The sequence below is a fragment of the Pseudoalteromonas haloplanktis ATCC 14393 genome (genome assembly GCF_000238355.1).
In the GTDB taxonomy this organism is placed as follows: Bacteria; Pseudomonadota; Gammaproteobacteria; order Enterobacterales; family Alteromonadaceae; genus Pseudoalteromonas; species Pseudoalteromonas haloplanktis.
Genome location: NZ_AHCA01000001.1, coordinates 443416 through 469906, shown reverse-complemented (window position 1 = coordinate 469906; position 26491 = coordinate 443416). Strand labels below are relative to the sequence as shown.

Annotated in this window: 18 protein-coding genes; 13 read left to right on the top strand and 5 right to left on the bottom strand. The window is 40.2% G+C overall.

Translation table 11 applies throughout. The annotated features are described in order from the left end of the window. Window positions 1-40: 40 nt before the first annotated feature. Both PHAL_RS0101875 and PHAL_RS0101870 read right to left on the bottom strand, forming a co-directional pair. Entirely contained in the window at window positions 41-961 is a 921-nt protein-coding gene (locus PHAL_RS0101875) for a hypothetical protein (RefSeq protein ID WP_016706706.1), read from the bottom strand. Between the two features lie 88 nt (window positions 962-1049). Next, a complete protein-coding gene (locus tag PHAL_RS0101870; protein ID WP_016706705.1) occupies window positions 1050-2963 on the bottom strand; it encodes a putative bifunctional diguanylate cyclase/phosphodiesterase in 1914 nt (637 codons plus the stop codon). Between the two features lie 488 nt (window positions 2964-3451). Between PHAL_RS0101870 and PHAL_RS0101865 the strand changes: the two genes are divergently transcribed. The 11 genes from PHAL_RS0101865 (at window position 3452) to rluF (ending at window position 20070) form a co-directional block, all read left to right on the top strand. Then, window positions 3452-3751 (top strand): isoamylase early set domain-containing protein, encoded by a 300-nt coding sequence (locus PHAL_RS0101865; protein ID WP_016706704.1) that lies wholly within the window; start codon window positions 3452-3454, stop codon window positions 3749-3751. 10 nt (window positions 3752-3761) lie between these two features. Beyond that, window positions 3762-5759: a 4-alpha-glucanotransferase gene (gene malQ, locus PHAL_RS0101860; protein WP_016706703.1), complete on the top strand. Its 1998-nt coding sequence runs from the start codon at window positions 3762-3764 to the stop codon at window positions 5757-5759. Continuing rightward, a complete protein-coding gene (glgB, locus tag PHAL_RS0101855; protein ID WP_016706702.1) occupies window positions 5760-7991 on the top strand; it encodes a 1,4-alpha-glucan branching protein GlgB in 2232 nt (743 codons plus the stop codon). After that, window positions 7975-10032: a glycogen debranching protein GlgX gene (gene glgX / locus PHAL_RS22690; RefSeq protein WP_016706701.1), complete on the top strand. Its 2058-nt coding sequence runs from the start codon at window positions 7975-7977 to the stop codon at window positions 10030-10032. The genes glgB and glgX overlap by 17 nt, the downstream gene beginning before the upstream one ends. Continuing rightward, the gene (locus PHAL_RS0101845) at window positions 10025-12547 is read left to right on the top strand and encodes a glycogen/starch/alpha-glucan phosphorylase (RefSeq protein ID WP_016706700.1); all 2523 of its coding nucleotides are present in this window, start codon (window positions 10025-10027) and stop codon (window positions 12545-12547) included. The genes glgX and PHAL_RS0101845 overlap by 8 nt, the downstream gene beginning before the upstream one ends. A gap of 13 nt (window positions 12548-12560) precedes the next feature. Further along, on the top strand, window positions 12561-13862 hold the full coding sequence (gene glgC, locus PHAL_RS0101840; protein WP_016706699.1) for a glucose-1-phosphate adenylyltransferase: 1302 nt from the start codon (window positions 12561-12563) through the stop codon (window positions 13860-13862). 180 nt (window positions 13863-14042) lie between these two features. Continuing rightward, window positions 14043-15584 carry a glycogen synthase gene (locus PHAL_RS0101835; protein ID WP_016706698.1) on the top strand — a complete coding sequence of 514 codons (1542 nt, stop codon included), beginning with the start codon at window positions 14043-14045 and terminating at the stop codon, window positions 15582-15584. A 117-nt stretch (window positions 15585-15701) separates the two neighbouring features. After that, window positions 15702-16913, top strand: a complete 1212-nt coding sequence (locus tag PHAL_RS0101830) for an EAL and HDOD domain-containing protein (RefSeq protein WP_016706697.1) — start codon at window positions 15702-15704, stop codon at window positions 16911-16913. A 9-nt stretch (window positions 16914-16922) separates the two neighbouring features. Then, the gene (locus PHAL_RS0101825) at window positions 16923-18002 is read left to right on the top strand and encodes a DUF418 domain-containing protein (RefSeq protein WP_016706696.1); all 1080 of its coding nucleotides are present in this window, start codon (window positions 16923-16925) and stop codon (window positions 18000-18002) included. 45 nt (window positions 18003-18047) lie between these two features. After that, window positions 18048-19121 (top strand): ABC transporter substrate-binding protein, encoded by a 1074-nt coding sequence (locus PHAL_RS0101820; RefSeq protein ID WP_016706695.1) that lies wholly within the window; start codon window positions 18048-18050, stop codon window positions 19119-19121. A 61-nt stretch (window positions 19122-19182) separates the two neighbouring features. After that, a complete protein-coding gene (gene rluF, locus PHAL_RS0101815; protein ID WP_016706694.1) occupies window positions 19183-20070 on the top strand; it encodes a 23S rRNA pseudouridine(2604) synthase RluF in 888 nt (295 codons plus the stop codon). A 52-nt stretch (window positions 20071-20122) separates the two neighbouring features. Here rluF and PHAL_RS0101810 read toward each other — a convergent pair whose 3' ends face one another. Both PHAL_RS0101810 and PHAL_RS0101805 read right to left on the bottom strand, forming a co-directional pair. Next, complete coding sequence (locus tag PHAL_RS0101810; RefSeq protein ID WP_016706693.1) at window positions 20123-23185, bottom strand: efflux RND transporter permease subunit; 3063 nt, start codon at window positions 23183-23185, stop codon at window positions 20123-20125. Window positions 23186-23187: 2 nt separating this feature from the next. Beyond that, window positions 23188-24270 (bottom strand): efflux RND transporter periplasmic adaptor subunit, encoded by a 1083-nt coding sequence (locus PHAL_RS0101805; RefSeq protein WP_016706692.1) that lies wholly within the window; start codon window positions 24268-24270, stop codon window positions 23188-23190. Window positions 24271-24394: 124 nt separating this feature from the next. Here PHAL_RS0101805 and PHAL_RS0101800 point away from each other — a divergent pair, with 124 nt between their 5' ends. Further along, window positions 24395-25288: a LysR family transcriptional regulator gene (locus PHAL_RS0101800; RefSeq protein ID WP_016706691.1), complete on the top strand. Its 894-nt coding sequence runs from the start codon at window positions 24395-24397 to the stop codon at window positions 25286-25288. Then, window positions 25281-25586, top strand: a complete 306-nt coding sequence (locus tag PHAL_RS0101795; RefSeq protein ID WP_016706690.1) for an MGMT family protein — start codon at window positions 25281-25283, stop codon at window positions 25584-25586. The genes PHAL_RS0101800 and PHAL_RS0101795 overlap by 8 nt, the downstream gene beginning before the upstream one ends. Window positions 25587-25702: 116 nt before the next feature. On the opposite strand, the gene trhA is transcribed toward PHAL_RS0101795, so the two are convergent. After that, window positions 25703-26332 carry a PAQR family membrane homeostasis protein TrhA gene (gene trhA, locus PHAL_RS0101790; RefSeq protein WP_029215980.1) on the bottom strand — a complete coding sequence of 210 codons (630 nt, stop codon included), beginning with the start codon at window positions 26330-26332 and terminating at the stop codon, window positions 25703-25705. Window positions 26333-26491 lie beyond the last annotated feature (159 nt).

The following is a 26491-nucleotide window of genomic DNA, read 5'->3' as shown; positions in this document are numbered from 1 at the left end:
GGTGATTAAACTAAGTGTAACTGTAAAAGCTCACACTATATTAGGGGTGCTCAGGCAATTTACGAATAATCTTTTTTGTTACTTCATCTAATTTAATAACATAAGCATTGCCGCCAATGCCTTTAAATTCCTCATCGGTAAAGATCAAGGTATTTTCATCGTAAAAAGTGATCGCTTCTTTTTGTGTGACAATCCCTAAGTCTACTCTAGAGACATCGCCTGAGAAAAACTTATCCCCGCTAAAGTTTTCAAAAAGCCAGATACTTGTGGAATCAAGCAGGACTAATTTAGTACGATTTGGACTTAACGCGGCTGAGGTGATCCAACATAGCTTCTCCATAGTGGTACAGGTTTTAAATGAATCAATTAACTCAGCATCGAAGTTAGCGGCGTGATCGCCGACTTTATATACATTGGTTATACCATCAAATGGTTCGGTACGATTCTTTGTAAAAAGATATAAGTGGCGGCCAAATGCAACAAATGCTTCAAGATCAAAATTACGCTTATCTGGCGCTACAGGATTACCATCAAGTTCTGGGTAGGTGAATTTAATGATCTCGGCTTCGGTAGTATCGCCTTTAATATCAATAGGGTTTTCGATTTTATAGATCGTTAGCCATTTGCGTTCTTGCTTATTATTACCAAAATCTCCCAAAAAGAAATGACCAAAGTCGTTTTGAGTCATATCCTCCCAGTCGATATTTTTAGCATTTGTTACCAGCACTTCTTTAGCAATTGAACCATCTTCGTTAAGACGATAGAGTTTTGGATCATCACCGCCATCATTTATAGCCCACAGTCGATTAAATTTATCAAATTCAATCCCCGATATTTCTTTTAACTTAGGATCTACACTAATTTTTTTTTTACTGTATAGGGTATAAATAGACATACTGACAATGATAGCGGCAACTAAAATGGCCACGGTGATTAGAGAATAAAGGCTTTTTTTGAGCATGGAAAGCTAGGATTGATACTAAGTTACTGAGTATTATTATCTATTTTTAATATAATTTCTATGGCAAGAGGGTGATAATGAGTCCTTATTATACTTCGAGGTTCCACACGCCAGTTCCAGTGGCGGCAATATGATTAACATTACCTTGTAATACTTTACTGCCAACATTGACTGATGATTGGGGATGGCTAACTAAGTAGCCTTGTACGCAGCTGATCCCCATACGTTTTACTAATTCAAATTGGGCAATTTCTTCAACCCCTTCAGCAACGATTTTAAGGCCTAACTTTGCTCCTAACTCACTGATTGAGTTTAAAATTTCGTTGTATTTTGGGTTTTCATTGGCCTGTGCAATAAACAGTCGGTCAATCTTAATAACATCAATAGGTAAGTCGGCTAAGGTACTTAAAGAGCTAAACCCGGTTCCAAAATCATCAATCGCGATGGTGACTCCCTCTTTACGCAACTTTTCAAGTTCATTAATAATGGTATCACTTGCCGTGATCAAGGTTGACTCGGTAATTTCTAACATCAAAGAACTGGGTGGTAGGCCGGTTTTAGCGAGCTTTTGCATTACCCACTCATGCACAGGGCGGTGTTTTAATTGGATACCTGAGACATTTACAGAAATTTTTACTTTGCGCATTCCCGCGTTGTGCCACGCCGACATTTGTCGGCATGATTCCAACATGATCCAGTCACCAAGCTCTAAAATAAGGTTTGACTCTTCAGCGATAGGAATAAACTCAACAGGAGAAATAGCTCCCTCAACAGGGTGATCCCAACGAACTAAGGCTTCAAAGTAGTCTATCGCACAATCTTCCACATGTACGATAGGTTGAAATGATAAGTGAAAATTCTGACACGCAATCGCTAACCTTAGTTCTTCTAGCAGGTAGTGGTAACGGCGCATCTTATTCCCCATTTCTGGTGAATAGACTTTAAAAATTCCACGCCCGTCGGTTTTAGCGCGATACATTGCAACATCAGCCATTTGCAATAAAGCATGTGGTGTGGAGGCGCTGTCGGGATAAACCGCGATGCCAACACTGGCGCTAATTTTTATAAGCTTATTACCGAGAACAAAGTCACGTTCTATTTCGTTTAGCACATGTTGCGCCACATCGAGCGCTTTTGAGTCAACATCTATATTATTAATAAATATAGAAAACTCATCACCACCTAAACGTGCTAAGTTTTGCTCTAACAAGCTTGTTGGGTTGACATCATTAAGCTTATGGTGACGCAATACGCTGGCAAGGCGTTCGGCAACTTGTATGAGTACTTCATCACCAAAACTGTGGCCAAAGGAATCATTAACTTGTTTGAAACCGTCTAAATCGATAAAAAGTAATGCACAGTGAATACTTTTGAATTCTGCGCCATTGAGTTGCCGATCAAGATGTTCTATGTATGCATGACGGTCAATTAATAATGTGAGTTTGTCTTGGCAGATACTTGTTTGGGTTTCGCGAGCGTAATTAGCAACATGCGTGGTTAAAGCATTAATTGCTTGGCTCAGACGAGTGATTTCTGTCGGATGTTCTAGGCTAGGAAGTTGTATATTAAAGGAGTCGATTATTTTTTGAGTTTGTGAGTTAAGTTGGGAAATGAGTTGTTTTTCGCGTCTGCTATTGAGCTGTTTGCCTAAATACCAGGTAAAAAATAAACCAACTAAAATCAATAAAATTAAATTAACGGGTGACAAAATGGTTGCTTTGATCATCGATGATGATTGTGCGGTAATAAACTGTGTATCGGTGACTTTAATGAGTAAGTAATCGATGCCATCTTTGCTGATGATATGATGACCACTTAGAATCGGGTTATACCAAGCGGGCATGGTGAGCTCTGTGGTGGCGGTATCGAATGCTTTGATTGCAATGCTCGATTGCTGCGGATTAATAGTATTGACTTGCTTGGTTAATAATATATTCATGCCATAACAAAAAATAATGATAGCAATGAAGGTAATACTGAGTAAGCGAAAAAGTTTAGTCATTCCATTAAACCATTTGATCCCAATTGTATGAGTTTATTATTAGGTACTGTGCATTTTTGCCAGTATATAGTTTGTCAGACTAACTAACAAAACATTTCTTTACAATAGGTTTGTAAAGAAAGCGCAATTTCATTAAACGCTGTTGTGTCGCGGATTATCGAGTGTTTACTCAACTTAACTATTAAATTAATTCACTTTACCAGATGCTATTTGTTAACTACTTTATAGTTCACTATTTGGACAGTAATTAAAACTTGGTTTAGTTCTTGCTCCTGTTTTAATTGCTTATAAGTAGGTGAACATTTTGCAATTTTATTGCACTTTTTAGGTGCAGCATTAATTTAATTGCACTGTCATAAAGCATCAATATAACTTTGTTTAACTGAACAAAGTTATAAAACACAATACAACCCCCTGCATATGTTGAGTAGTTGAGCACGGCACGGTGGCAAGGATTAATTAACCATAAGGTTTAGTTGGAGCCCGCTATGTTAAGTAAACGATTTTTTAAAACTAAAAATGAAGCTGAAGTTACCTTTGAATTTCAGCATCCTCAGGCAGATCAAGTTCAACTAGTTGCTGAATTTACTGATTGGCAGCCTGTGGCTATGAAGTTTAATAAAAAAGAGCAGTGTTTTAAGCTTAAGCAACGTTTACCCAGCGACCAACAGTTTCATTTTCGCTATTTAGTTAATGGAACTATTTGGGACAATGATCATCACGCTGATGGATATATTGCGAATAGCTTTGGTACAGAGAATAGTATCGTTAATACACAACGTATTTAAGGCGCGGTTAATGGAGTCACTTTCACAGCTATTTTATCTACATGGTATTGGCTATGAGTACACTAAGTATAACGGCGAACATGTTGTGTTTAGTAATGCAACCCGCAGTAAGGCTTTGCAATGCTGTGGTGTTGATGTCACTGATCAGGCACAGGTTGATCATCTTAATGTTCTTTTAGATGCAAATAAATGGCTACAACTGGTGCCAAGTTGTAGTTTAGTCAATGCTGAGCAACCTGCTGTTAAAGTGCGAGTTGATAGCCGTATGCTAGCTCAAGACTGTACGGTCTCTTTTTCCAGTGTTAATTTGCCGACTGTTACACATTCATTAGCTGCGCTTGATTGTAGCGGTGATTATGTATTTAACGGGATCACGTATTTAGAGCTCGTTTTTCCTTTACCCAGTTTGCCAATTGGCTATGTTGATGCACATGTGCAAGTGGCCGATATCATACAGCACACCCAGCTATGGGTAACACCTCGACATTGCTATCAAGTAAGTGATAAAAAGCAAAGCGGGTTATCTATTCAACTTTATAGTTTAAAAAATAAAGCTGATCTTGGTGTAGGGGACTTTGCTGATTTACTGGCGCTAGTGCAGCAATCTGCGCAGCAGCAGTTGGACTATATTTTACTAAACCCACTGCATTTACTTTTTTGTGAGCAACCAGAGCGAGCAAGTCCTTACAGTCCAAATAGCCGTGCATTGTTAAATCCACTTTATATAGCCATCGATTTGTGTGTAGATAGCAGTAATAATCCTGCACTTGAACGCTATTTGCACAGCCATGCCGCTAAAGAGTTTAAACAGCGTATACAAGACTTACGTTATATTGACTACAGTGCAGTAAATCAGTTTAAGTATGCTGCATTTAAATTATTGTATCAGCACTTTCAAACTTATGGCAGTGAACAACGTAAACAACACTTTGCTGATTTTTGTAAGCTGCATGAAGCCACGCTGTCTACATTGAAGGTTACAGATACCGAATTTGCCAACTACTTACAATGGCAAGCGCATGTGCAATTAAAACAGTGTCAAATCAGTGCCCGAGAACACGGTATGAGTATCGGTTTGATCAATGATCTAGCGGTAGGGTGTGCAGGTGATGGCAGTGAATTTTTGAATCAACAGTCACTATTTACAGATTCGGCCTATGTTGGGGCACCACCTGATCCTTGGGCTGAGCAAGGGCAAAACTGGGGATTACCCGCACTTAATCCAATTAAGCTCAGTGATAACAATTTTAGTTACTATAAAGCGTTAATTCGCGCCAATATGGAAAATGTGGGTGGCCTGCGCATTGATCACGTAATGGCAATTCGTCGTCTATGGTGGTGTTTTGAAAATCAGCAGCAACAAGATGGATGCTATGTTTATTATCCTTTTGAACATTTACTGGCTGTATTGGCAATTGAATCACATTTAAACGAATGCATTGTGATTGGCGAAGATCTCGGTGTGGTTCCTCCAGAAGTGAAAACCGCCCTTGCAGATAAAGCTATTTTTTCAAATGGTTTATTTTACTTTGAAAAAGATAATCAAGGTGAGTTTTTAACTGCGCAGTCATTTCCTTCGCAATCATTATTAATGATTGCAAATCATGATGTGCCACCTTTTTTTGGTTGGTGGCAAGGGCTTGATCTTACTTTAAGATTGAAATATCAATTAATTGATGAACAGCAATTAGCTCAACTTCAAACAGAGCGCGATATTGAAAAACAACGCTTACTGCGTTTTCTATCGAGCTGTGAAGCACACTCACTCACGCAGCACAGCGACGCAAGCGATGTTTATCATGCCGTGACTTTAGGCTTAGCACATGCACCCGCAAAGTTATTTACGATCCAGCTCGATGACCTAGATGAGCAAACCTTACCAGTTAACATTCCGGGAACAGATCAAGAGTACCCTAATTGGCGTCGGGTATTAACGCATTCAAGTGAGCATATTTTGACCCGCCATAGTGCACTGCTCAATGCTATACATTCCATAAGGACAAATTAAATGAACAGTCTTGTTCGTAAATCTGCAAAATTACAGCACTATGAACAACAAGTTGATGCCTTAAAGCGTGGCTGCTTTAAAGACCCATTTAGCTTTTTAGGGTTACATGCTATTTCTGATACGCACAGTGAAATCCGCTGTTATATGCCAGGAGCAACAAACTTAAGTATTAAACTGGCGAAGCAAACACTTTCTTGCACACGTTACCCTGATTCTGATTTATTTATTTTACAACTGAATAATAAAGATATCTCGGCTTATCAACTCGTGGTTGATTACAGCGATTGTCAGGTTGTTTGTGAAGATGTTTATCGATTTGAAAGCAGTTTGGATGACAATGCAATGTACTTATTCAACGAAGGTACGTTGGAGCATGCTTATCGTCATCTTGGTGCTCATTTTATCGAATTTTCTGCTGCGGAAGGGGTGCGTTTTAGTGTTTGGGCACCCAATGCCAGCAGTGTCTCAGTGATCGGTGAATTTAATCATTGGCAACGTAGTCAGCATTTTATGCGTTTTCATCCTGCGTCAGGCGTATGGGACCTCTTTATACCCGGGCTGACACAAGGGCAGTGTTATAAGTTTTCGATCACTACGCTCAGTGGCGAAGTGCTTGAAAAAGCAGATCCATTTGCATTTAAAATGCAACAAGCTCCGGGTACTGCCTCCGTATTACAAGCTCGTCCTGCTGCGATTGAATTGACCGACACAATGCGCGCACAACGGAGCAAGCGTAATGCAGTAGATGCGCCTATCAGTATTTATGAAGTGCATTTAGGCTCTTGGCAACGTGGTGCAGAGGGCCGTTATTTAACGTATCAAGAATTAGCACAGAGGCTCATTAGCTATGTAACAGAGCATGGCTTTACACATATTCAACTTATGCCGATCAGCGAGTATCCATTTGATGGCTCTTGGGGATATCAGCCGGTTGGTTTATTTGCACCAACCAGTCGTTTTGGTGGTTTGGATGATTTTCGCTATTTTGTTGAACAATGCCACCTAGCAAATATTGGTTTACTGATTGATTGGGTGCCAGGGCATTTTCCAAGTGATCCCCATGGCCTACATTGTTTTGATGGCACGCATTTATTTGAACATGCAGATGCGCGGCAAGGTTTTCACCCAGATTGGAACACTTACATTTACAATTACGACCGCCCAGAAGTTCGTAGTTTTCTGGTTGCAAATGCGATGTACTGGTTGGCAGAGTTTGCCATTGATGGCCTGCGTGTTGATGCTGTGGCGTCCATGCTTTATTTAGATTACAGTCGTGAAGAGGGACAATGGATCCCGAATAAGTACGGTGGCCGTGAGAACTTGGGTGCGATTGAATGTTTAAAGCAAGTTAACTTACGTTGCTATGGTAACAATCCTGGGATCATGATGGTTGCTGAAGAGTCCACGGCTTGGCCTGGAGTTACGCGTCAGGTCGATCATGATGGCTTAGGGTTTGGCTACAAATGGAACATGGGCTGGATGAACGATAGTTTGCATTATATGCAACGGGATCCACTATACCGCCAGCATCATCACCATGAATTAACGTTTTCCATGGTATATGCCTACAGTGAAAACTACATTCTGCCGTTAAGCCATGATGAAGTGGTGCATGGTAAAGGTTCATTAATTGAAAAAATGCCAGGTGATGATTGGCAAAAATTTGCAAATTTACGTGCGTATTACGCGTTTATGTGGGCACACCCAGGTAAAAAGTTACTGTTTATGGGCAGTGAGATAGCGCAACGAAATGAATGGAATCATGATCAATCTATTGATTGGCATTTGCTTGAGCATTTATCTCACCAAGGCGTGCAGCGAACCATAACATTGCTCAATCATGTTTACCGTCGTGAGGAAGCACTGCATCAATTGGACACCGATCCTGCGGGCTTTTGCTGGATAGATAACCAAAATGCCCAGCAGAGTATTTTTAGTTTTATTCGCTTTGCAAAAAAAGCCAGTAATTATGTGGTTGTGATCAGTAATTTAACGCCAGCAGTTTACCATGACTACTGTATTGGTGTGCCAACAGCTGGTGAGTTTGAAGTGATTTTAAATACCGATGATGAGCAACTGTTTGGCTCTAGCGTGCGTGTATTTGCTCATACCAATAAAACAATTACTAGTTCACCTATTGCAACTCATGGCCAGCAACACAGCATCAAGATTTCATTACCCGCGCTTGCGACCGTTTACTTAAAAAAGGTGCCTGATGAGTCTATCAATTGAACTAAATAAAGGACATGTCTCGCCACTTGGTGCAAGTGTACTTGCTGACGGCGTTAATTTTGCTGTGTATGCACCTTTGGCTAAACAGTTATATGTGTGCTTATTTGATGCCAGCGGTCATACCGAAGTGTTAAAGCTGGCAATGAATAATAACGAAGGTGGCATATGGAGTTTACATATAGCGCCGCTCGCCGTCGGTACTTTATATGGTTATCGTGCTGATGGTGAGTACCAACCTAAAAAAGGACTGTTTTTTAATAGTCAAAAACTGTTAATTGACCCTTATGCAAAAGATTTGTTTGGTGAATTTACATGGAGTGAGCGCCATTATGGGCAAATGCCTATAGGCACCTTAAGTACAGTCAATAATGCGATTGATATTCCAAAGTCTAAAGTGGTTCAGTTATTGCCTTATCAAGGTAAAAAGCCCAATCATAGCTGGGGTAAAACAGTTATTTATGAATGTCATGTCAAAGGCGCAACTGCACGCCATCCAAGTATTCCGGCTCATTTACAAGGCACTTACTTAGGTTTGAGCCATCCAAGCTTTATTGAACATTTACGCTCACTCGGTATTACAACATTAGAGTTGTTACCAGTACACAGCTTTATTAGCGAACAGTTTTTAACAGCAAAAGGCCTCCAAAATTATTGGGGCTATAATACGTTAAACTTTTTTACACCACATAAAGATTATTTAGTGACTGATGAAATTGCTGAATTTCAGCAAATGGTTACCAAGCTACATGAAGCGGGTATCGAAGTCATTTTGGATGTGGTTTACAACCATACTGCAGAAGCGGGCAGTGATGGTGCTATTTTATCTTGGCGTGGCTTAAATAACCCAGGTTACTATCGTACGTTACACGATGATCCGGCAGTTTATATAAACGATACAGGTTGTGGAAATACTTTAAATATAGATGACTCATTTAGTCTGAAAATGGTCCTTGATAGCCTACGTTATTGGGTTGAAATAATGGGGGTTGATGGGTTCAGATTCGATTTAGCCACCATTTTAGGCCGCACTGCACAGGGATTTAGTCAAAGCCATAGTTTTTTACAAGCCATTAATCAAGATCCCATCTTAGGCCAAGTTAAGCTTATTGCTGAGCCTTGGGATATCGGCCCAGGTGGCTATCAGCTTGGTGCTTTTCCTGCTCCATGGCGTGAATGGAATGATAAATATCGCGATGTTGTACGGCGTTTTTGGCAAGGCCAAAACAATATGTTGGCTGAGCTTGCTAAACGTTTACATGGCTCGTTTGATTTGTTTGGTCATAATCATCGAGGACCGCTCAATAGCATTAACTTTATCACCAGTCATGACGGGTTCACATTAACCGATTTAGTAAGCTATGAGCATAAGCATAATGAAGCCAATGGTGAGCAAAACCGCGACGGTCACAGCGCGAATTATTCATTTAATTGCGGTGTAGAAGGTTTTACCGATGATGTAAAAATAACAGCGTTACGGTTACAACAACAAAAAAACTTTTTACTCACTTTGTTGCTTTCAAAAGGCGTACCTATGCTCTCATCTGGCAGTGAAATGGGGCATTCACAAGGCGGTAATAATAATGCGTATTGCCAAAATAATCGCACTGGTTGGCTGGCATGGAAAGAGTCACAGCGAAACCATAGCTTGACGCGGTTTATTGATGATGTGCTTAGTATCCGTAAGCAACATTGTGTTTTTAAGCACAGTGTATTTTTACATGATACTGATAAACGCTTTGCTGTTGACTGGTATACCGAGCAAAGTAAAGCAATGCAAGAAAGTGACTGGCATGATGGCTCGAAACAATTTTTGATGTATAGCTTAAAAGATACTCAGTTGAATACTGCGTTATTGATTATTTTAAATGCAAGTAATGTTGCGGTTAAATGTCAGTTACCAGTGCTTGAAGGATCGGCTGGTTGGCACTTGGCGATCAGTAGTGTTGATCAAGTAAAGCTTAAAGATAGCGAAGAGTTTGAGGTTGCTGCACAAAGCAGTTGGGTTTTTACAGGCAATTTAGAGGATCAAGGAAATGGCTAATAACGGTGAACAAATATGTATTGCAAAAAGCTGGCAAGATGCCCCTTTAATCGATGAAAGTACGCTTGAAGATGATTTATCTCGCCATTTTTACTATACCCTTGGCCGCGATAAAGTCGGCAAGTCTCAACTATATCTATATAACGCACTCGCGTTAACTATCCGTGATCGATTAGTGGCTCGTTGTCGCGCCACTAAGCAACAAATACACAGTGAGAAACGCCGCAAAGCAGCATATATATCGCTGGAGTTTTTAATGGGGCGGGCTCTGGGTAATGCCATTTTAAATTTAGATTTAGATGCACAGGTCAAGCATGCACTGAATAACTATTGTGCTCATATTGAAGGAGTGGCTGAAGCTGAGCATGATGCTGGTCTAGGTAATGGTGGTTTAGGACGATTGGCAGCTTGTTTTTTAGATAGCTGTGCAAGCTTGGCATTACCCGTAACTGGATACGGTATTCGTTATGAATATGGCATGTTTAACCAATCAATAGAAGATGGTCACCAAATTGAACAGCCCGATAATTGGTTACGTGAAGGACATCCCTGGGAGTTGAGCGCACCAGAGCAAGCTAAGCGTGTTAAGTTTTTCGGCCATGTAGAAAGTTATACCGATAAACACGGTCGAGTTCATCGCCAATGGTTAGATACGGAAGACGTGTTAGCTGTCCCTTATGATGTGCCGATCCCAGGTTATAAAAATGACATTGTGAATACTCTTAGACTTTGGAAGTCAGAAGCCACTGATGAGTTTGATTTAGGCCAGTTTAATGCTGGAAGTTACTCTGATGCGGTTGCCCATAAAAACCTAGCTGAACAAATTACGATGGTGCTTTACCCTAATGACAGCAGTGAAAATGGTAAAGAGCTAAGGCTTAGGCAGCAGTATTTTTTATCGTCGGCGAGTCTACAAGATATCGTTGATGCGTGGGTATCACAGCACGGCGAAGATTTTACTGATTTTGCGCAACATCATGTTTTTCAACTGAACGACACGCACCCAAGTATTGCGGTTGCAGAGTTAATGCGCTTATTGATTGATGATTATGATCTTGATTGGGATAGCGCATGGCAGATCACCACAAGTACAATGGCGTACACTAATCACACATTACTTCCTGAAGCTCTAGAAAAATGGTCAGTGTCATTATTTTCACGCTTATTGCCGCGTATTCTAGAAATAATCTACGAGATAAACGCCCGTTTTCTGGCTCACGTTGCTTTGGCGTGGCCTGGAGATGTTGCAAAACAACGAGCCTTGTCATTAATCGAAGAAGGCCCAGACCCGCAAGTTAGAATGGCATATTTAGCTATTGTGGGCAGTTTTTCAGTTAATGGTGTTGCTGCTTTACACACTGAATTACTTAAAGAAGGTCTATTTAAAACCTTTTATGAGTTGTGGCCGGAAAAATTCAACAATAAAACCAATGGCGTCACGCCGCGCCGTTGGCTTGCACATTGTAATCCAAAGTTAACTCAGCTGATTAGTGAAAAAATAGGCCAAGATTGGGTAGGCGATTTTGCCCAAATTAGCCAATTACGTCGTTATTACGATGACGTTAATTTTCATCAGCAATGGCAAGCAGTTAAGCTTGAAAATAAACAGCGTCTAGTTGATTTAGTTAAAGCTAGGTGTGGGGTTGAATTTGATACTAGCATGCTCTTTGATGTACAAGTAAAGCGTATTCATGAATACAAACGCCAGTTATTAAATGTACTGCATATCATTCATTTATATGATCGTATTCGCCGCGGCGACACCGAAAACTTAGTGCCACGCTGTGTTTTATTAGGCGGTAAAGCAGCGCCAGGTTATTACATGGCAAAACGTATCATTAAACTGATAAATAATGTTGCTGATGTGATTAATAAAGATCCTCTCGCGCAGCCTTATTTACGTGTGGCGTTTTTACCAAACTATAATGTAACAGCGATGGAAACTATTTGCCCTGCAACAGACTTGTCAGAACAAATTTCGACTGCTGGTAAAGAAGCGTCAGGCACAGGTAATATGAAATTTATGATGAATGGTGCGCTGACCATTGGCACTCTAGATGGGGCGAATATAGAAATTCGTGATGCCGTAGGTGCTGATAATTTCTTTCTTTTTGGTGCACAAGCAGAGCAGATTGAGGGTATAAAGCAAAGTTATAACCCACTGCATATTATTCATAATAGCCCTGATTTACTTAACGTAATGCAACTACTTGAAAGTGGTCACTTTAGCTTATTTGACCCCGGTTTATTTGACGACATTATTGGTGCAATCAAAAGTCCTCACGATCCTTGGTTAGTTGCCCATGATTTTGACAGTTTTGTGCAAGCCCAACGAAATGTTGAGCGTGCCTACCAAGATCAACAACACTGGACGCAAATGAGTATTTTAAATACTGCTGCCAGTGGCGTTTTTTCAAGTGACAGAACGATTGGCCAATACAGCGATGATATTTGGCATTTACAAGCATTAACAACATCTAAAATGGCCGACACAGCCACTAATAGCACAGATTAATACGGAGATAATTATGCCAAGTTATGCAAATCGCTACATAAGTAGTCTTACACGAGAAACCTATGCATTGATCTTAGCGGGAGGCCGTGGTTCACGGTTACATGAGTTAACCAACTGGCGGGCAAAACCTGCGGTTTATTTTGGTGGTAAACATCGTATTATCGATTTTCCGCTATCAAACTGTATTAATTCAGGTATTCGCCGTGTTGGGATCGCCACTCAGTATAAGTCGCATTCGTTAATTCGCCACGTTAATCGCGCTTGGGGCCACTTTAAAAAAGAGCTGGGTGAATCAGTTGAAATTTTACCTGCATCACAACGCTATGGCGATGAGTGGTATTGCGGAACTGCCGATGCGGTCTTTCAAAACATGGATATTATCCGTCATGAATTACCAAAGTATGTGATGATTTTATCAGGTGATCATGTTTATCGTATGGATTACGGTGCGTTATTAGCAAAACATGTAGAAACGGGAGCAGATATGACGGTATGTTGTATTGAAGTTCCATGTGAAGAGGCCGCAGATACTTTTGGTGTAATGACCGTAGATGAAGAAAAGCGTGTAAAACGTTTTGACGAAAAACCGAAAATGCCTAGTTCTATTCCAGGTAAACCTGGTACATGCTTAGCCTCTATGGGTAATTATGTGTTTAATACTGAATTTTTATTTGAGCAGTTGAAAAAAGATGCTGAGAATGAAGGTTCAGGGCGAGATTTTGGCCACGATATCATTCCGGCTATAATCGAAGAACATAATGTATTTGCTTTCCCATTTCGTGATCCAGGCCACGAAGGCCAGCCTTATTGGCGTGATGTTGGCACCCTTGATTCATTTTGGGAAGCAAATATGGAACTGGTAATGCCAGAGCCGCAGTTAGACTTATACGATCCAACCTGGCCAATTTGGACTTATCAAGAACAGCTACCACCTGCAAAATTTATTTTTGATAATGACGACAGACGTGGCATGGCTGTTGACTCAACAGTTTCGGGTGGCTGTATTATATCAGGCTCAGTGGTTCGAAAATCGTTGCTGTTTTCTAATGTACATATTCGCTCATACTGTGTTATTGAAGAGTCTGTGATATTACCAGGGGCGATCATCCAACGAAATTGTCGTATTCGCCGTGCTATTATTGACCGCGGATGTGAAGTGCCAGCGGGGGTTGAAATAGGTTTTGATCGTAAAGCCGATGAAGAAAATGGCTTTAGGGTCTCTAAAAAAGGCATCGTATTAGTAACGCGTGAAATGCTTACTGAACTGTCAAAAAAGCTTGAGCGTCTTGAACGTGAGAGTAAACAATTAGCTTAAAAAGACATATACCCAAGCCACCTCACGATGCAGAATTCAGCGTTTCACAGGGGCTTAATATCAAGGCGTTACTTTGGATAAATAGTTGCCTCTTTTAAGAAGTAACAGTGATGAGAGTAGTCGCTGTGAAATGCTCAAGGGCTTGGTTTGGGTATACAAGTAGTAGGAAATTAGAAAAAGATGCATGTATTAATGGTTGCGGCCGAAAATGACGCTTTACCAAATGCCAAAGTCGGTGGTGTTGCCGATGTCCTCAGGGATTGCCCAAACGCACTAGCAGAGCAGGGTTTAACTGTAGATGTAGTAATTCCTGATTATGGTTTTAGCACGTTAGAGCGGACTCAATTGGGTACTGTAGAAGTCCCTTTTGCAGGGTGTATTCATGTTGTCCAAGTATGGCAATTACATGTAGGACAGCAACAAGTTAGACAAATTGTGCTGTCCCATTCATTGTTTAGTCAACACAATGGTGCTGTATATTGTAATGATAATGGAGATAAACCATTTTCAACCGATGCGACTAAGTTTGCCTTATTTAATGCAAGCGTATGTGAAGCGTTGTTACAAGGTGTGATAGGTCGCCCTGATGTATTGCATTTACATGATTGGCATAGTGCATGTGTGGCTGTGCTATTAAAGTTTGACCGTCGTTTTGTCTCTTTTTCTTCTTTACGTACTGTTTATACAGTGCACAATATTGCCTTGCAAGGAATTAGGCCGTTTAAAGGTGATGAGTCGAGCTTAGAGGCATGGTTTCCTTCGCTTAGTTATAATGGTGAATTACTGTGTGATCCGCGTTACCCGCACTGTTTTAATCCGATGCGCAGTGCGATTAATCTCGCTGATAAAGTACATTTGGTTTCACCCACTTACGCCAGTGAAGTGTTATTACCAAGTGAACCAGAAAATGGTTTCTTTGGAGGGGAAGGTTTAGAGCACGATTTACAAAATGCCCAGCGAAATAATAAAGTGGTTGGCATACTCAATGGCTGTGAATATAACATGCACATTGAGCCTTCTACTAACCAGTTAGCTGATCTTTATAGTGAGATAGAGCGCGCTTTATTTGTTTGGATAGCAAAAGAAGCCCAATTACAAAGTAGCTTCTATATTGCTCATCAACGACTGTTGCAGTTTATTAATCAACCCGTTACAGGTCCTTTAGTAACAAGTGTGGGGCGCCTCACGGACCAAAAAGTCTTGTTGCTGCGTCAACCGTTTAAAAGTCAGCAAGTGTTAGATGAGCTGTGTGAGATGTTATCTGAGCAACAAGGGCGGATGATTATTTTAGGATCCGGTGATGCAAGACTCGAACACATAATGACAGCTGCAATGGCACGTAATAGCAATTTATTATTTTTAAAAGGTTATGGACATAACATAGGTGAGTTGTTGTACGAAATCGGCGATTTATTTTTAATGCCAAGCTCCTTTGAACCCTGTGGCATAAGCCAAATGTTAGCTATGCGGGCAGGACAACCTTGTTTAGTGCATCAAGTGGGTGGCTTAAACGATACTATCTCTCATCTTGAAAATGGTTTTAGTTTTAGTGGTGATTCTTTACAAACACAAAGCCAAGCGCTGATCAGCTGTTTTGAAGCCGCTTTAACAATGAAATCTAAACAGCCAGAGCAATGGGCTGAAATTGTGAAAAATGCAGCGGCGGCGCGTTTTACTTGGTCTCAAATTGCAAAAGACTACATAGGTAAACTTTATATTTAATACTGCTATTTATCACCTTACTAGCTATAATGGATTGCAATAACATTATAATTTAATTACTTAGTATTGGTTTTGTCGTGTTGACAATTATCAAGTCATTAAGTTTGAGGTGGATAAGTGCAAGTATTTGTTGCGCGCCAAGCAATTTTTAATCGTCGCCAGCATGTTGTTGCCTACGAATTATTGTTTCGTAATAGTACCAATAATCATTTTCCAAATATCGATGAAAGTGTTGCTACGGCAAAGTTGATAATGGAAAATCAGCTTAATTTTGGTACTCGTCATATCACGTCTGGTAAGAAAGCGTTAATTAACATAGGACCTGACTCATTAAAAATGGATCTATGTACTTTTTTACCAAACAGTGATGTTGTTCTTGAGCTACTGGAATCCATTGAGCCCACAGAAGAGAACTATCAGCTATGTCGTGAGTTGTTTCATAAAAGGTATACCTTAGCACTTGATGATTTTATCTATGAGCCTCGCTGGGATCGCTTTCTTAAGTTTGTCAAATTAATCAAATTTGATATTCGAATTACGCCACTAGAAACAATCAGTGGCGTCATTAAACATTTAAGTAAATATAAAAAAATTAGATTACTTGCTGAAAAAATTGAAACCGGTGAAGAGTTTGCGTTAGCGCATGCGATGGGCTTTGATTATTTTCAAGGTTATTTTTTTGCAAAACCTGTAGTAGTTGAGCAAAAAGATATTGATATGAATTACACGCTTGCACTATCTATTTACGCGCAGGCGATGAAAGAAAACCCTAACATTAATACTATTGCGGCGCTTTTTCAGCTAGATACGGCGCTGGCGTTTAAGTTACTAAGATTAATAAATAGTGGTGTATTTCCAGTACAAAAAGAAATAGCATCGATTAAGCAGGCGTTGGTGTACTTAGGGCACGATCATATTAGAAAGTTTGTAAGTCTCATAATTACAGCCCATATGACTCAATCAAAACCTTCGGAGTTGGTTAAACTATGCATTATTAGGGCTCGGTTTTGTGAATTGATTGCACAGAAAGTTGCGCCTTCTCAGTCAGACAGTGCTTTCTTAACGGGATTGTTTTCACTATTAGATGCCATTTTAGATAGACCAATGGAACAGTTATTAGAGAAGCTCCCATTTCCTGAGCCCATAAAATCGGCCCTGATGGCAGAAAAAAATACGCTGTATTATATTTTAGCAACAGTCAAAGCCTATGAAACTGGGAGCTGGTGGGCGCTTGAAAAAGCGGTTGTTTTGTTAAATATATCCAGTGAAGGATTACCTAAGCTCTACGAAAGTGCGTTAAACTGGTCCAATACTCATAAATACGATTAGTGAAAAGTAATGCGAAATAACAACATGGATGTCATTCGTGGCATAGCTGTATTGGGCTTGATGTACATGAATGTGTATACCTTTGGGCTATTCGAATATGGTTATGTGCCCGCGCAATTTCCCCCGTTTTCAGATCACCTATTACAAATAGCGAATCTGATTTTTATAGATGGGCGATTTAGAACTTTATTTTGTTTGTTGTTTGGTGCTGCGTTATATATTCAATGGCAGCACTATCAAGATATAGTGGTACTCAAGAAGCGCTTAAAAGTATTAGCTTATATTGGTTTATTACATGGTTTTTTTTTATGGGCAGGTGATATTTTATTTATTTATGCATGCTCAGGCTGGTTAGTGTGTAAATACCTAAACCATGACGATGCCTTTATTTTGAAAAGAGGGGGGCAGTTTTTAGTCATAGGTTCATGCGTGTCGTTCTTGTTGTTATTAGTTGAGCCTAATCACATAATAACACGAGCAGACAATGAATTTATACAAACCTATCAAGACACTTATTCAAGTTGGTTAGCAATAATGAGCACAAATGCGTTGGTATTTTTTATCATGCTCATTGTCGTGCCGCTCATTACTTTATGGATGAGTGCCGGTTTAATGTTGATTGGTATCTACGCATACAAAAATGCAGTCTTTAAAAGTGGTCTACCAAAGCAGTATGTAAAGTATGTATGCATTGCTGCATTAGTTTTCACTGGATTTAGAATTGTATTAGAGTATTTACATTCCCCCTTATCTTATGCGTTAAAAGAGCCTATAAATTGGCTTGCTGCATTGTTTGTTGCCTTGTTGGTTATACACCTTGTCGTAAAAGAGTACTCACAAGGATGCTTATTTTACTCGGGCTTTCAGCGCTTAGGTCGCTTATCACTTTCTGTTTACATAACACAAACACTCATCTTATTCACCTTGTTTAAAGTACTTTATCCAGATTGGACTTTAACGTTTAATCGCATAGATTATTTTTTGTTGGTTACCTTTATTGCCATACTCCAATTTGTCGCTTGTCAGTTTTATAGTCACTTTTTTAAACGTGGGCCGCTCGAAGTTGTGTGGAGAAAACTGTCAAGTTAACCTTTCTAGACTATGCTAAGGATAGACAGTCTGTAAGGTGATTTTATGAAGTATTTATTAGTCATTTTAGTATTTGTATTTAGTGCCGCAGCCAAGGGGGCTGCGGCAATCTCTATTTTATTTGTGAACCCGTCAGTAGAAGGTGAGCCTTTTTGGACAAAAGTACAAAAAATTATGGCGGTAGCCGCGGCGCAGCACAATGTAAAGCTTGATGTAATTTATGGCGAAGGAAACCGCTATATACAATTGGCTGAACTGAAAAAATATTTAAAATACCGCGCTACGCCTGATTATGTGGTGTTGTTAAACTACCCCGCAGGCGCTGAGCAATCTATGTCATTATTAGAAGAGTTTGGCGTCAAGTTTATTACTTTAGAGCAAACAATTGCCGCAGCAGAAAAAGCAGCGATAGGGGAGCCACAACAAATTTATAAAAATTGGCTAGGTGAAATTTATCACGATAACTTTAAGGCGGGTAAATTATTAGCTAAGGCGCTAATATCAAAAGCACATCAGCAAGCGTTAACGCCTCATGTGGTGGCTATTAATGGTCATTATGGCTCTGAATCGGATAGTCGAAGCGCCGGGTTAATGGATTATTTAACCCAGTATAATTTAAAGCTTAATCAAATCGTTTATGCAAATTGGTCAAAAATGGAAGCCATGACCAAGACTGAAAAATTAATACAACGCTACCCCAATATCAATGTGATTTGGACAGCGTCAGATTTGATGGCATTAGGTGCATTTACGGCAATAAAAGAGCGTAAACAGCCTTTTTTAATTGGTGGATTTGATTGGCTTCGGGATAACATACTGCTAATCAAACAAAAAAAGCTGACAGCCAGTGTGGGGGGGCATTATTTAATGGGAGGATGGGCGCTCACCACTTTGGTTGATCACCATAATGGGCATTTGTTTTGGCAAAATAATACCAAGATAGAGATAGATTTAGCGGTGATCACGCAAGACAACATTAATCAGTATGATTATTTAATTGATATTACTGATTGGTCTTTTCTAGACTTCAAACAACTTTCCCTATTAGAAACAAATCAAAGTAGCTATCGGTTTGATGTTGCCCAATTACGCAAAGATACTCTACAAAACATAAATTAACCGCGCAAAATATTCAGTGCTGGTTTACAATACGGGCCTTTAAAATTAAGATGAATTGGCCATGACAGATTTAAAACGATTAAATAAATTTATTAGTGACACTGGTTTTTGCTCTCGACGTGAAGCTGATAAGTATATTGAAGATGGTCGTGTTACTGTTAATGGCAAACGCCCTGAAATGGGTGTGAAAGTCGCCGCTAGCGATGTTGTGCTTGTTGATGGAAAACCACTTAAACAAGTGCCAAAACGTGTGTACATTGCTTATAACAAACCGGTGGGTATAACCTGTACTACCGAGCGTAAAATTCAAAGTAATATTGTCAAAGCCGTTAACTACCCTGATCGAATTTTCCCCATTGGCCGCTTAGATCGCCCCTCTGAAGGGCTGATATTTTTAACTAACGAAGGCGACATCGTTAATAAAATCCTTCGTGCTGGTAATAATCACGAAAAAGAATATGTTGTGACCGTTGATAAACCACTCAATCGCCAGTTTGTAAATAAAATGGCGGGCGGGATCCCCATTCTTGATACTGTGACTAAAAAGTGCAAAGTCACGCAAACTGGCGCTAAAGAGTTCACTATTATTTTGACCCAAGGCTTGAATCGCCAAATTCGTAGAATGTGTGAATACTTAGGTTATGAAGTGGTTACGCTAAAGCGCACGCGTATTATGAATGTGACGCTAAAAGGCTTAAAAGTAGGGCAGTGGCGCCATTTAACTGAGCAAGAAATGGCACAAATTAATGACTCAATTGCGGATTCGGGTAAAACCGAAGAACGTTCGATAGATGAAAATAAGCAAGCCACAGCCGATGTTAAAAAACGGGATTTTCAAAAGTATGTTGAAAAAGCACAGTCGCAACAGCCATCTAAAGCCAATAAGTCTTTTAATAAACCTCGTGCAACTGCAAAACGAAGAACAGGCACACTGAGTTTAAAAAAGTAGTTAGATATGTTTTTAAAAAGGCCAAGTAATTTAAATTACTTGGCCTTTTTTGTTAGTTGTTCTTTGGTACTTCAATCTGAAACAGCACGGTATAAAGCACTGGCACAACAATCAGCGTTAGTATCGTGGCAAAACCTAGACCAAACATAATAGTCACCGCCATTGACTGGAAGAATACATCAAACAACAGTGGGATCATGCCTAGAATTGTGGTGATTGCAGCCATAGCCACAGGGCGAACACGGCTTACACCAGAATCAAATACCGCTTGGTAAGGGTCTTTCCCTTCACTGAGTTCAAGGTTTATTTGATCCACTAATACAATGCCGTTTTTGATCAGCATGCCGCTTAAACTCAGTAAACCAAGTAAAGCCATAAAGCTAAATGCTGCGTTCATTAGCAATAAACCTGCACTGACGCCAATGATGGCCAGCGGCACAGTTGCCCATATAACCAGTGGCTTTTTAACAGAGTTAAATAGCAACACAGTCACGGCAAACATGGCCAAATAACCCAATGGTAGTGAACCAAATATGGCTTTTTGCGCTTTAGTGGATGATTCAAATTCGCCCCCCCATTGTAGCTCGTAGCCATGAGGAAGTTTAATCGCTTCAACTCCTGCTCTGACTCGGGCAAATAGTTTTGCTGGTGTTTCATCACCAATGACATCATGATCAGCCATGACGGTAATGGTGCGTTTACGATCGCGGCGCATTATTAGGCTGTCTTCCCACTCCACAACAAACTCATCCACCACTTGGGTAACGGGGACAAACACGCCAAGAACAGGGCTGTATATTTGCAAGTCGCGCAGGCTTTCAACATTCAAACGCTCTTCTGCAGGAGAGCGGGCGATAATTGGTAACTGCTGAGTGCCATCTTTATACACGCCGACTTTTTTACCCGATAAACTGGTTAACAACAGTTGGTCTAAGTCTGTTTTGGCAATCCCTAAACGACGTGCTTTTTGCTCGTTGAGCTGAGGGCGAATTAGCTTAGAGCGCTCGCGCCAATCATCACGAATATTGTACGCACCGGCATCTTGGCTAAATACTGCTTTGGCTTCTTTTGCCAGTTGACGCAGTACTACTGGGTCGGCGCCAGAAAAACGTGCTTCTATTTTTGCGTCCGTCGATGGGCCAATTTCCATTCGCTTGATTTTAAGTTTGGCGTCGAAAACATGGCTGTGTTCATAATCTCGTACTTTAGCAATCATAGTGGCGACGGCTTCACGGTCTTTCACTCTAATGATCAATTGCCCGTAGGCTGGGTATGATTTTTCAGGTGCGTAGGTCAACATAAACCGTGGTGCGCCTTGGCCTATTGTTGAGGTGACTTCTTCAACCAGCTCATCTTTTTGTAAAAAAGCTTCAAGCTTGGCCACACCGTCTAAGGTTGCATGAATATCAGCGCCTTGTGTATGCCAATAATCGACGTAAAACATCGGGGTGTTAGATGCTGGAAAGAATGCCTGTTTAATGAATTTAAAGCCAAATACAGAACTGACAAGCAGTACCACCATTAGTAACAAGGTGGTTTTACGAAAGTGCATTGCACTGCTTAATAAGCTTTTATAAGTATTAAAGATAACGCCTTGGTAAGGGTCTTCATCTTGGTTTTGCTCTTTAACTTCAGCTTGTTTAAACATTAAATCAGCAAAAAATGGGGTGAGGGTTATTGCGGTGATCCAGCTTAACAGCAGTGAAATAAGCAATACCCAAAATAAGCTACCAGCAAACTCGCCACTGGCGTCAGAGCTTAATCCGATAGGCGCAAAAGCCGTGATAGCAATTACCGTTGCACCTAATAAAGGCCATTTTGTTTGTTGCACAATATTAGTCGCGGCTTGCACTTTTGTTTGCCCGCGCTTTAGGTTAATTAATATCCCTTCGGTGACAACGATGGCATTATCGACCAGCATACCTAAAGCGATGATCAAAGCCCCTAACGAAATACGCTGTAAATCTATCGCAAACAGCTTCATGAAAATAAAGGTGCCGAGTACGGTCAGTAATAAAATAATGCCGATCAATACGCCGCTTTTAAAGCCCATAAATACCAGTAATACAATGATCACAATTGCAACGGCCTCTAATAAGCTGACAATAAATCCGCTAACAGACTTTTCAACTTCAACAGGTTGATTATAGACCGTGTTAATTTCCATACCATGCGGGCGCTGGTATTCTAAAGACGCTAAATGCGCTTGAATATTATCACCCACATCAACCACGTTTACACCGGTACTAAAAGATACGCCAACTAATAAGGCTTGTTGCTGATTAAAACGCATCACATTGCTGGGTACTTCAGCGTATTCACGGTAAACCGTGGCGACATCGCCTAAATAAATAAGCTCACTGGCCCCTGGTTTTGAAATAAGTAAATTTTCAAGCTCTGTCACATCGTTAAACTCACCAGTAGGGTGGAGACGAATTGACTCATCCCCAACTCGCACTTTACCGGCGTTTGATACGGTATTTTGTGACTGTAATAATTGATAGATTCTGTTAGGAGCGATGCCAAGCTGAGCGAGTTTACGGGTTGATATTTCTACCATAACTTGGGCTTGTTGTTCACCACTAACGGTGACTTTGCTCACGCCTTCAACTAATACCAGTTCACGCTTTAAATAATCGACATAGTCTTTTAATTCATCATACGAATAACCATCGCCAGTAACTGCATACATAACGCCGTACACATCACCAAAATCGTCTAATACTGTACTTGGGTAGACACCGCTTGGTAGTGAGGAAGCGTTATCATTTATTTTGCGTCTGAGCTCATCCCAAATTTGACGTAAGTCTTGCTTGCGATAGGTGCTTTTCATCTCCACGGATATTTGCGATTTGCCCGGTGAAGAAATACTGGTAACGTAATCTACATAAGGTAATTGTTGAATGGCGTTTTCAATTGGAAACGTGACTTCCTCTTCAACCTGCTGTGGTGAGGCACCAGGGTAGAGGGTGATCACCATGGCTTTTTTTAAAGTAAACTCAGGATCTTCGAGTTGGCCAAGCCCTAAATACGACACCACGCCACCGATCAAGAGCAGTAACGCGAACATCCAGCTGATCACTTTATTTTTAATGGCAACTTCAGCAAAACTCATTTTTATAAGCCTCGCTCTTTTTGCCATGGGCGTACTTGCATTCCTTCTTCAAGGTAATGAACACCTGCTGCAACCACGGTTTGCCCTTGTTTTATTCCTGAAAGCACTTCGATACCGCTGCGATGCAGTTGCCCCACTTTAACGGCTTGTTTAGTCACTTTGCCCGTAGCTTTGTCATAGAGCCATACATAGCTACTGTTGGCTGATTCAGTTGGCTCTGAGAAAACAGCTTCCACAGGTAACAGAGCATAATGTGATTGCGAATGGGTGATTTTACTCAAATCAATATCCACACGACCTGTCATACCCGCAAGCAAGTTAAAGTCTTCAGGGACCGGCAGTGAGAACACCACTTTGTAAGTAAGCGTTGCTGGATCTGCTTGGGTATCAAATTCTTTTATCGTGAGTGTGTATGATTTATCCGGGTAGCCATCAAATACGACAGTGGGTTGGTATTTTGCATCTTTATCAATGCGAGCAATTAGTTTTTCAGGTACTTGGATTATTACGTCCATTAAATCACGTGTCTCAAGGCGTAAAATATTCTGTTTGGCTTGAATGTTTTCATAATTCTTAACAAATACTTTTGCCACTGTACCACTAAATGGCGCGCGTAATTCACTGTTATCAAGATTGGTTTTTGCTATTTTCAAAGCTGACTCTGCAACTTGTTTATTAGCTAAAGCTTGGTCAAGTTCAGATTGACTAGTAATGGATTTATTAAATAATTTTTCCACTCGCTCTAGTTGAGATTGCGCAAGCTCAAAACGTGCTTTTCGTTCATCGTACTGGAGTTGGAAATCTTCGGGATCTAGTTTAGCTAGCAATTGGTCTTTTTCTACATGTTGCCCAGCTAAAGCAGGAAACTCTAATAACTCGCCATTCACTCGAAATGCTAAGTATGATCCTTGGTTTGCCACGACTTCTGCAGGGAAACTGCGGATCGTTTCATCAGAATTTGCGTCAATTTCAAATAACTTTACTGGTCGAATAGGTTGTTCGATAGGGGTGTCGGTATTTGCTTCTTTACAGGCGGTTAAACTCAGTATTAATGTCAATATAATTAAAACTGGCAACAGTTTCATGGTCTTCTCCGTGGCTATGAAAACATAAATTAAGTGCAGCATACGCCGCAAACATATAAAATAAAAATTATTAAATTTTAAAAAGATCATAAATAATATTTATGATAAAGCGTAAGAATACAATATGAACCTTGTGCAACTAAAAATGCTTGATGCGATAGTGCGGACCCAAAGCCTATCAAAGGCAGCAAATGCATTACATAAATCTCAACCAGCACTCACTCTTGCTATCAAAAAGTTAGAAGCTGAGCTTGGTTTTGAATTGCTTGATCGTAATCAGTACCGGTTATCGCTCACTGAAAAAGGCAAGCTTTTTCACCGAGAAGCAGCACAATTACTCAGTGCACAATCCTATTTAACTCAGTTAGCCAATGAGCTTGCACTAGGAAACGAAGCTAATTTTAAGATCTGTTATGAGCAGCTTTGCCATGCCCCGCAATATAACGATATTATTTGTGATGCTTTTAGGCAGTATCAAAGTACAGAGTTTAGCGTAAGTAGCGGAAAACGCTTTGCCTCTTTGGAGCAAGTAAATACAGCTCAAGCAGATTTAGGGATCGGCCCTTGGTTTGATTTATTTCATGCCACTGGCGATTTAGAAAGTATGCCTATCGGGAAACTTGATATTGGTATCGTATGCGCCAATAACTTAGTGCCTAAACGCGTCAAATATAAACAATTGCAAGATTATCCGTGTTTGGCAATGTTTGAGAGTGAAATGAGTTTTGATTCTGAGCGATTATCTTACTCTAAAGGCTCTGCTATTATGAAAATTGATGATATTGCGACATTGAAATCATTTTTAATTTCGGGGGCGGGGTGGGCAATGATAAGCCTAGCTCATTGCCAATCTGAGCTTGACTCAGGGCTTTTACAACGTGTTGAAGTAGTCGATAGAGAGCATACTTTTAGTGCTCAAATTAGAGTCTTTAGGCAGTATTCAGTACATCATGGGCCAGTGGCACGGGCGATCTGGCAAGGTTTCAAGCGGGCAAGTGAACAATTTATTAATGACTGATATTTCAAAAGAAGACAAGATATACACGGTTATGGCAAATATACCAAAGGGGTGTGTAGCAAGTTATGGCCAAGTTGCTACGATGGCAGGTCTGCCAAATAATGCGCGTTTGGTGGGACGATTACTAAAGTTAATGCCTAAAGACTCTGTTATTCCGTGGCATAGGGTGATCAACAGCCAAGGTAAAATATCGTTTCCTGAAGGGTCCCCTCAATACCTTAAGCAGTATCAACTATTGCTAAGCGAGGGGATCATCTTTAAAAGTGGTAAAGTGAATATGCGTATTTATCGTTGGTGATGGGTTTATAACTTTTATACCAATCGTGTTAAATTACTGACCATTTATAACGCAGTTAGCGGTTTATTTAGCCCGCTAGAATGGTTAGATATTTAAGTCGATTGGTATTACTTACGTTAATAAATGTATTTACTAATAGAGACATAGTGGCAAACACAGCCTGCAATCACAAACACATGCCATATTGCATGACTAAATTGGCGTTGTTTAGCACTGTAAAACAAGGTGCCTAGACTATAAAAAAGCCCGCCTGCGAGTAACCACCATAATGCATTTACATCTACATTTAAATAAAGCGGATAAATAATAGCCACTGCAAACCAGCCCATTAATAAATAGGTTGCTAGTGATACTTTTTTGTTTTGGTTTGTAACCCATAATTTGTAATACACACCACCCAAAGCTAAAAACCATATAAATATTAAAGGTAAAATTGACCAAAGCCCAGTTAATGACAGCACTAAAAATGGGGTATAAGTGCCTGCAATTAAAATATAAATAGCACAGTGGTCACATTTTTTATAAATAGCGCGTGCACGTTGATCAAGGCTGCTGTGATAAAGTGTCGACGATAAAAATAGCAAAAATAGGCTTGCACCATAAACTATTGCACTGATGATATGCGCAGCGCTTTGTGATTTTGTCAGCAGCTCCCACAGTACATAAATTGAAAAAATAACCCCAGCCCCGTGTGAAAGCGCATTCAGTTGCTCTTCTTTGGCAGAATAAGCAGGTACAACACTCATAGTGTACTCAGAAATAGTAAAATGTGCTTTCAGTGTACAAGTGTACGCTGAACTTGGCAACACCAAAAAATAGCCTAAATAATGGTTAAATTGACTACATTTTTTGGTCAAAAAATTAATGTTAAAAATTCACTTCGAATAAATTTTAATAACTTTATA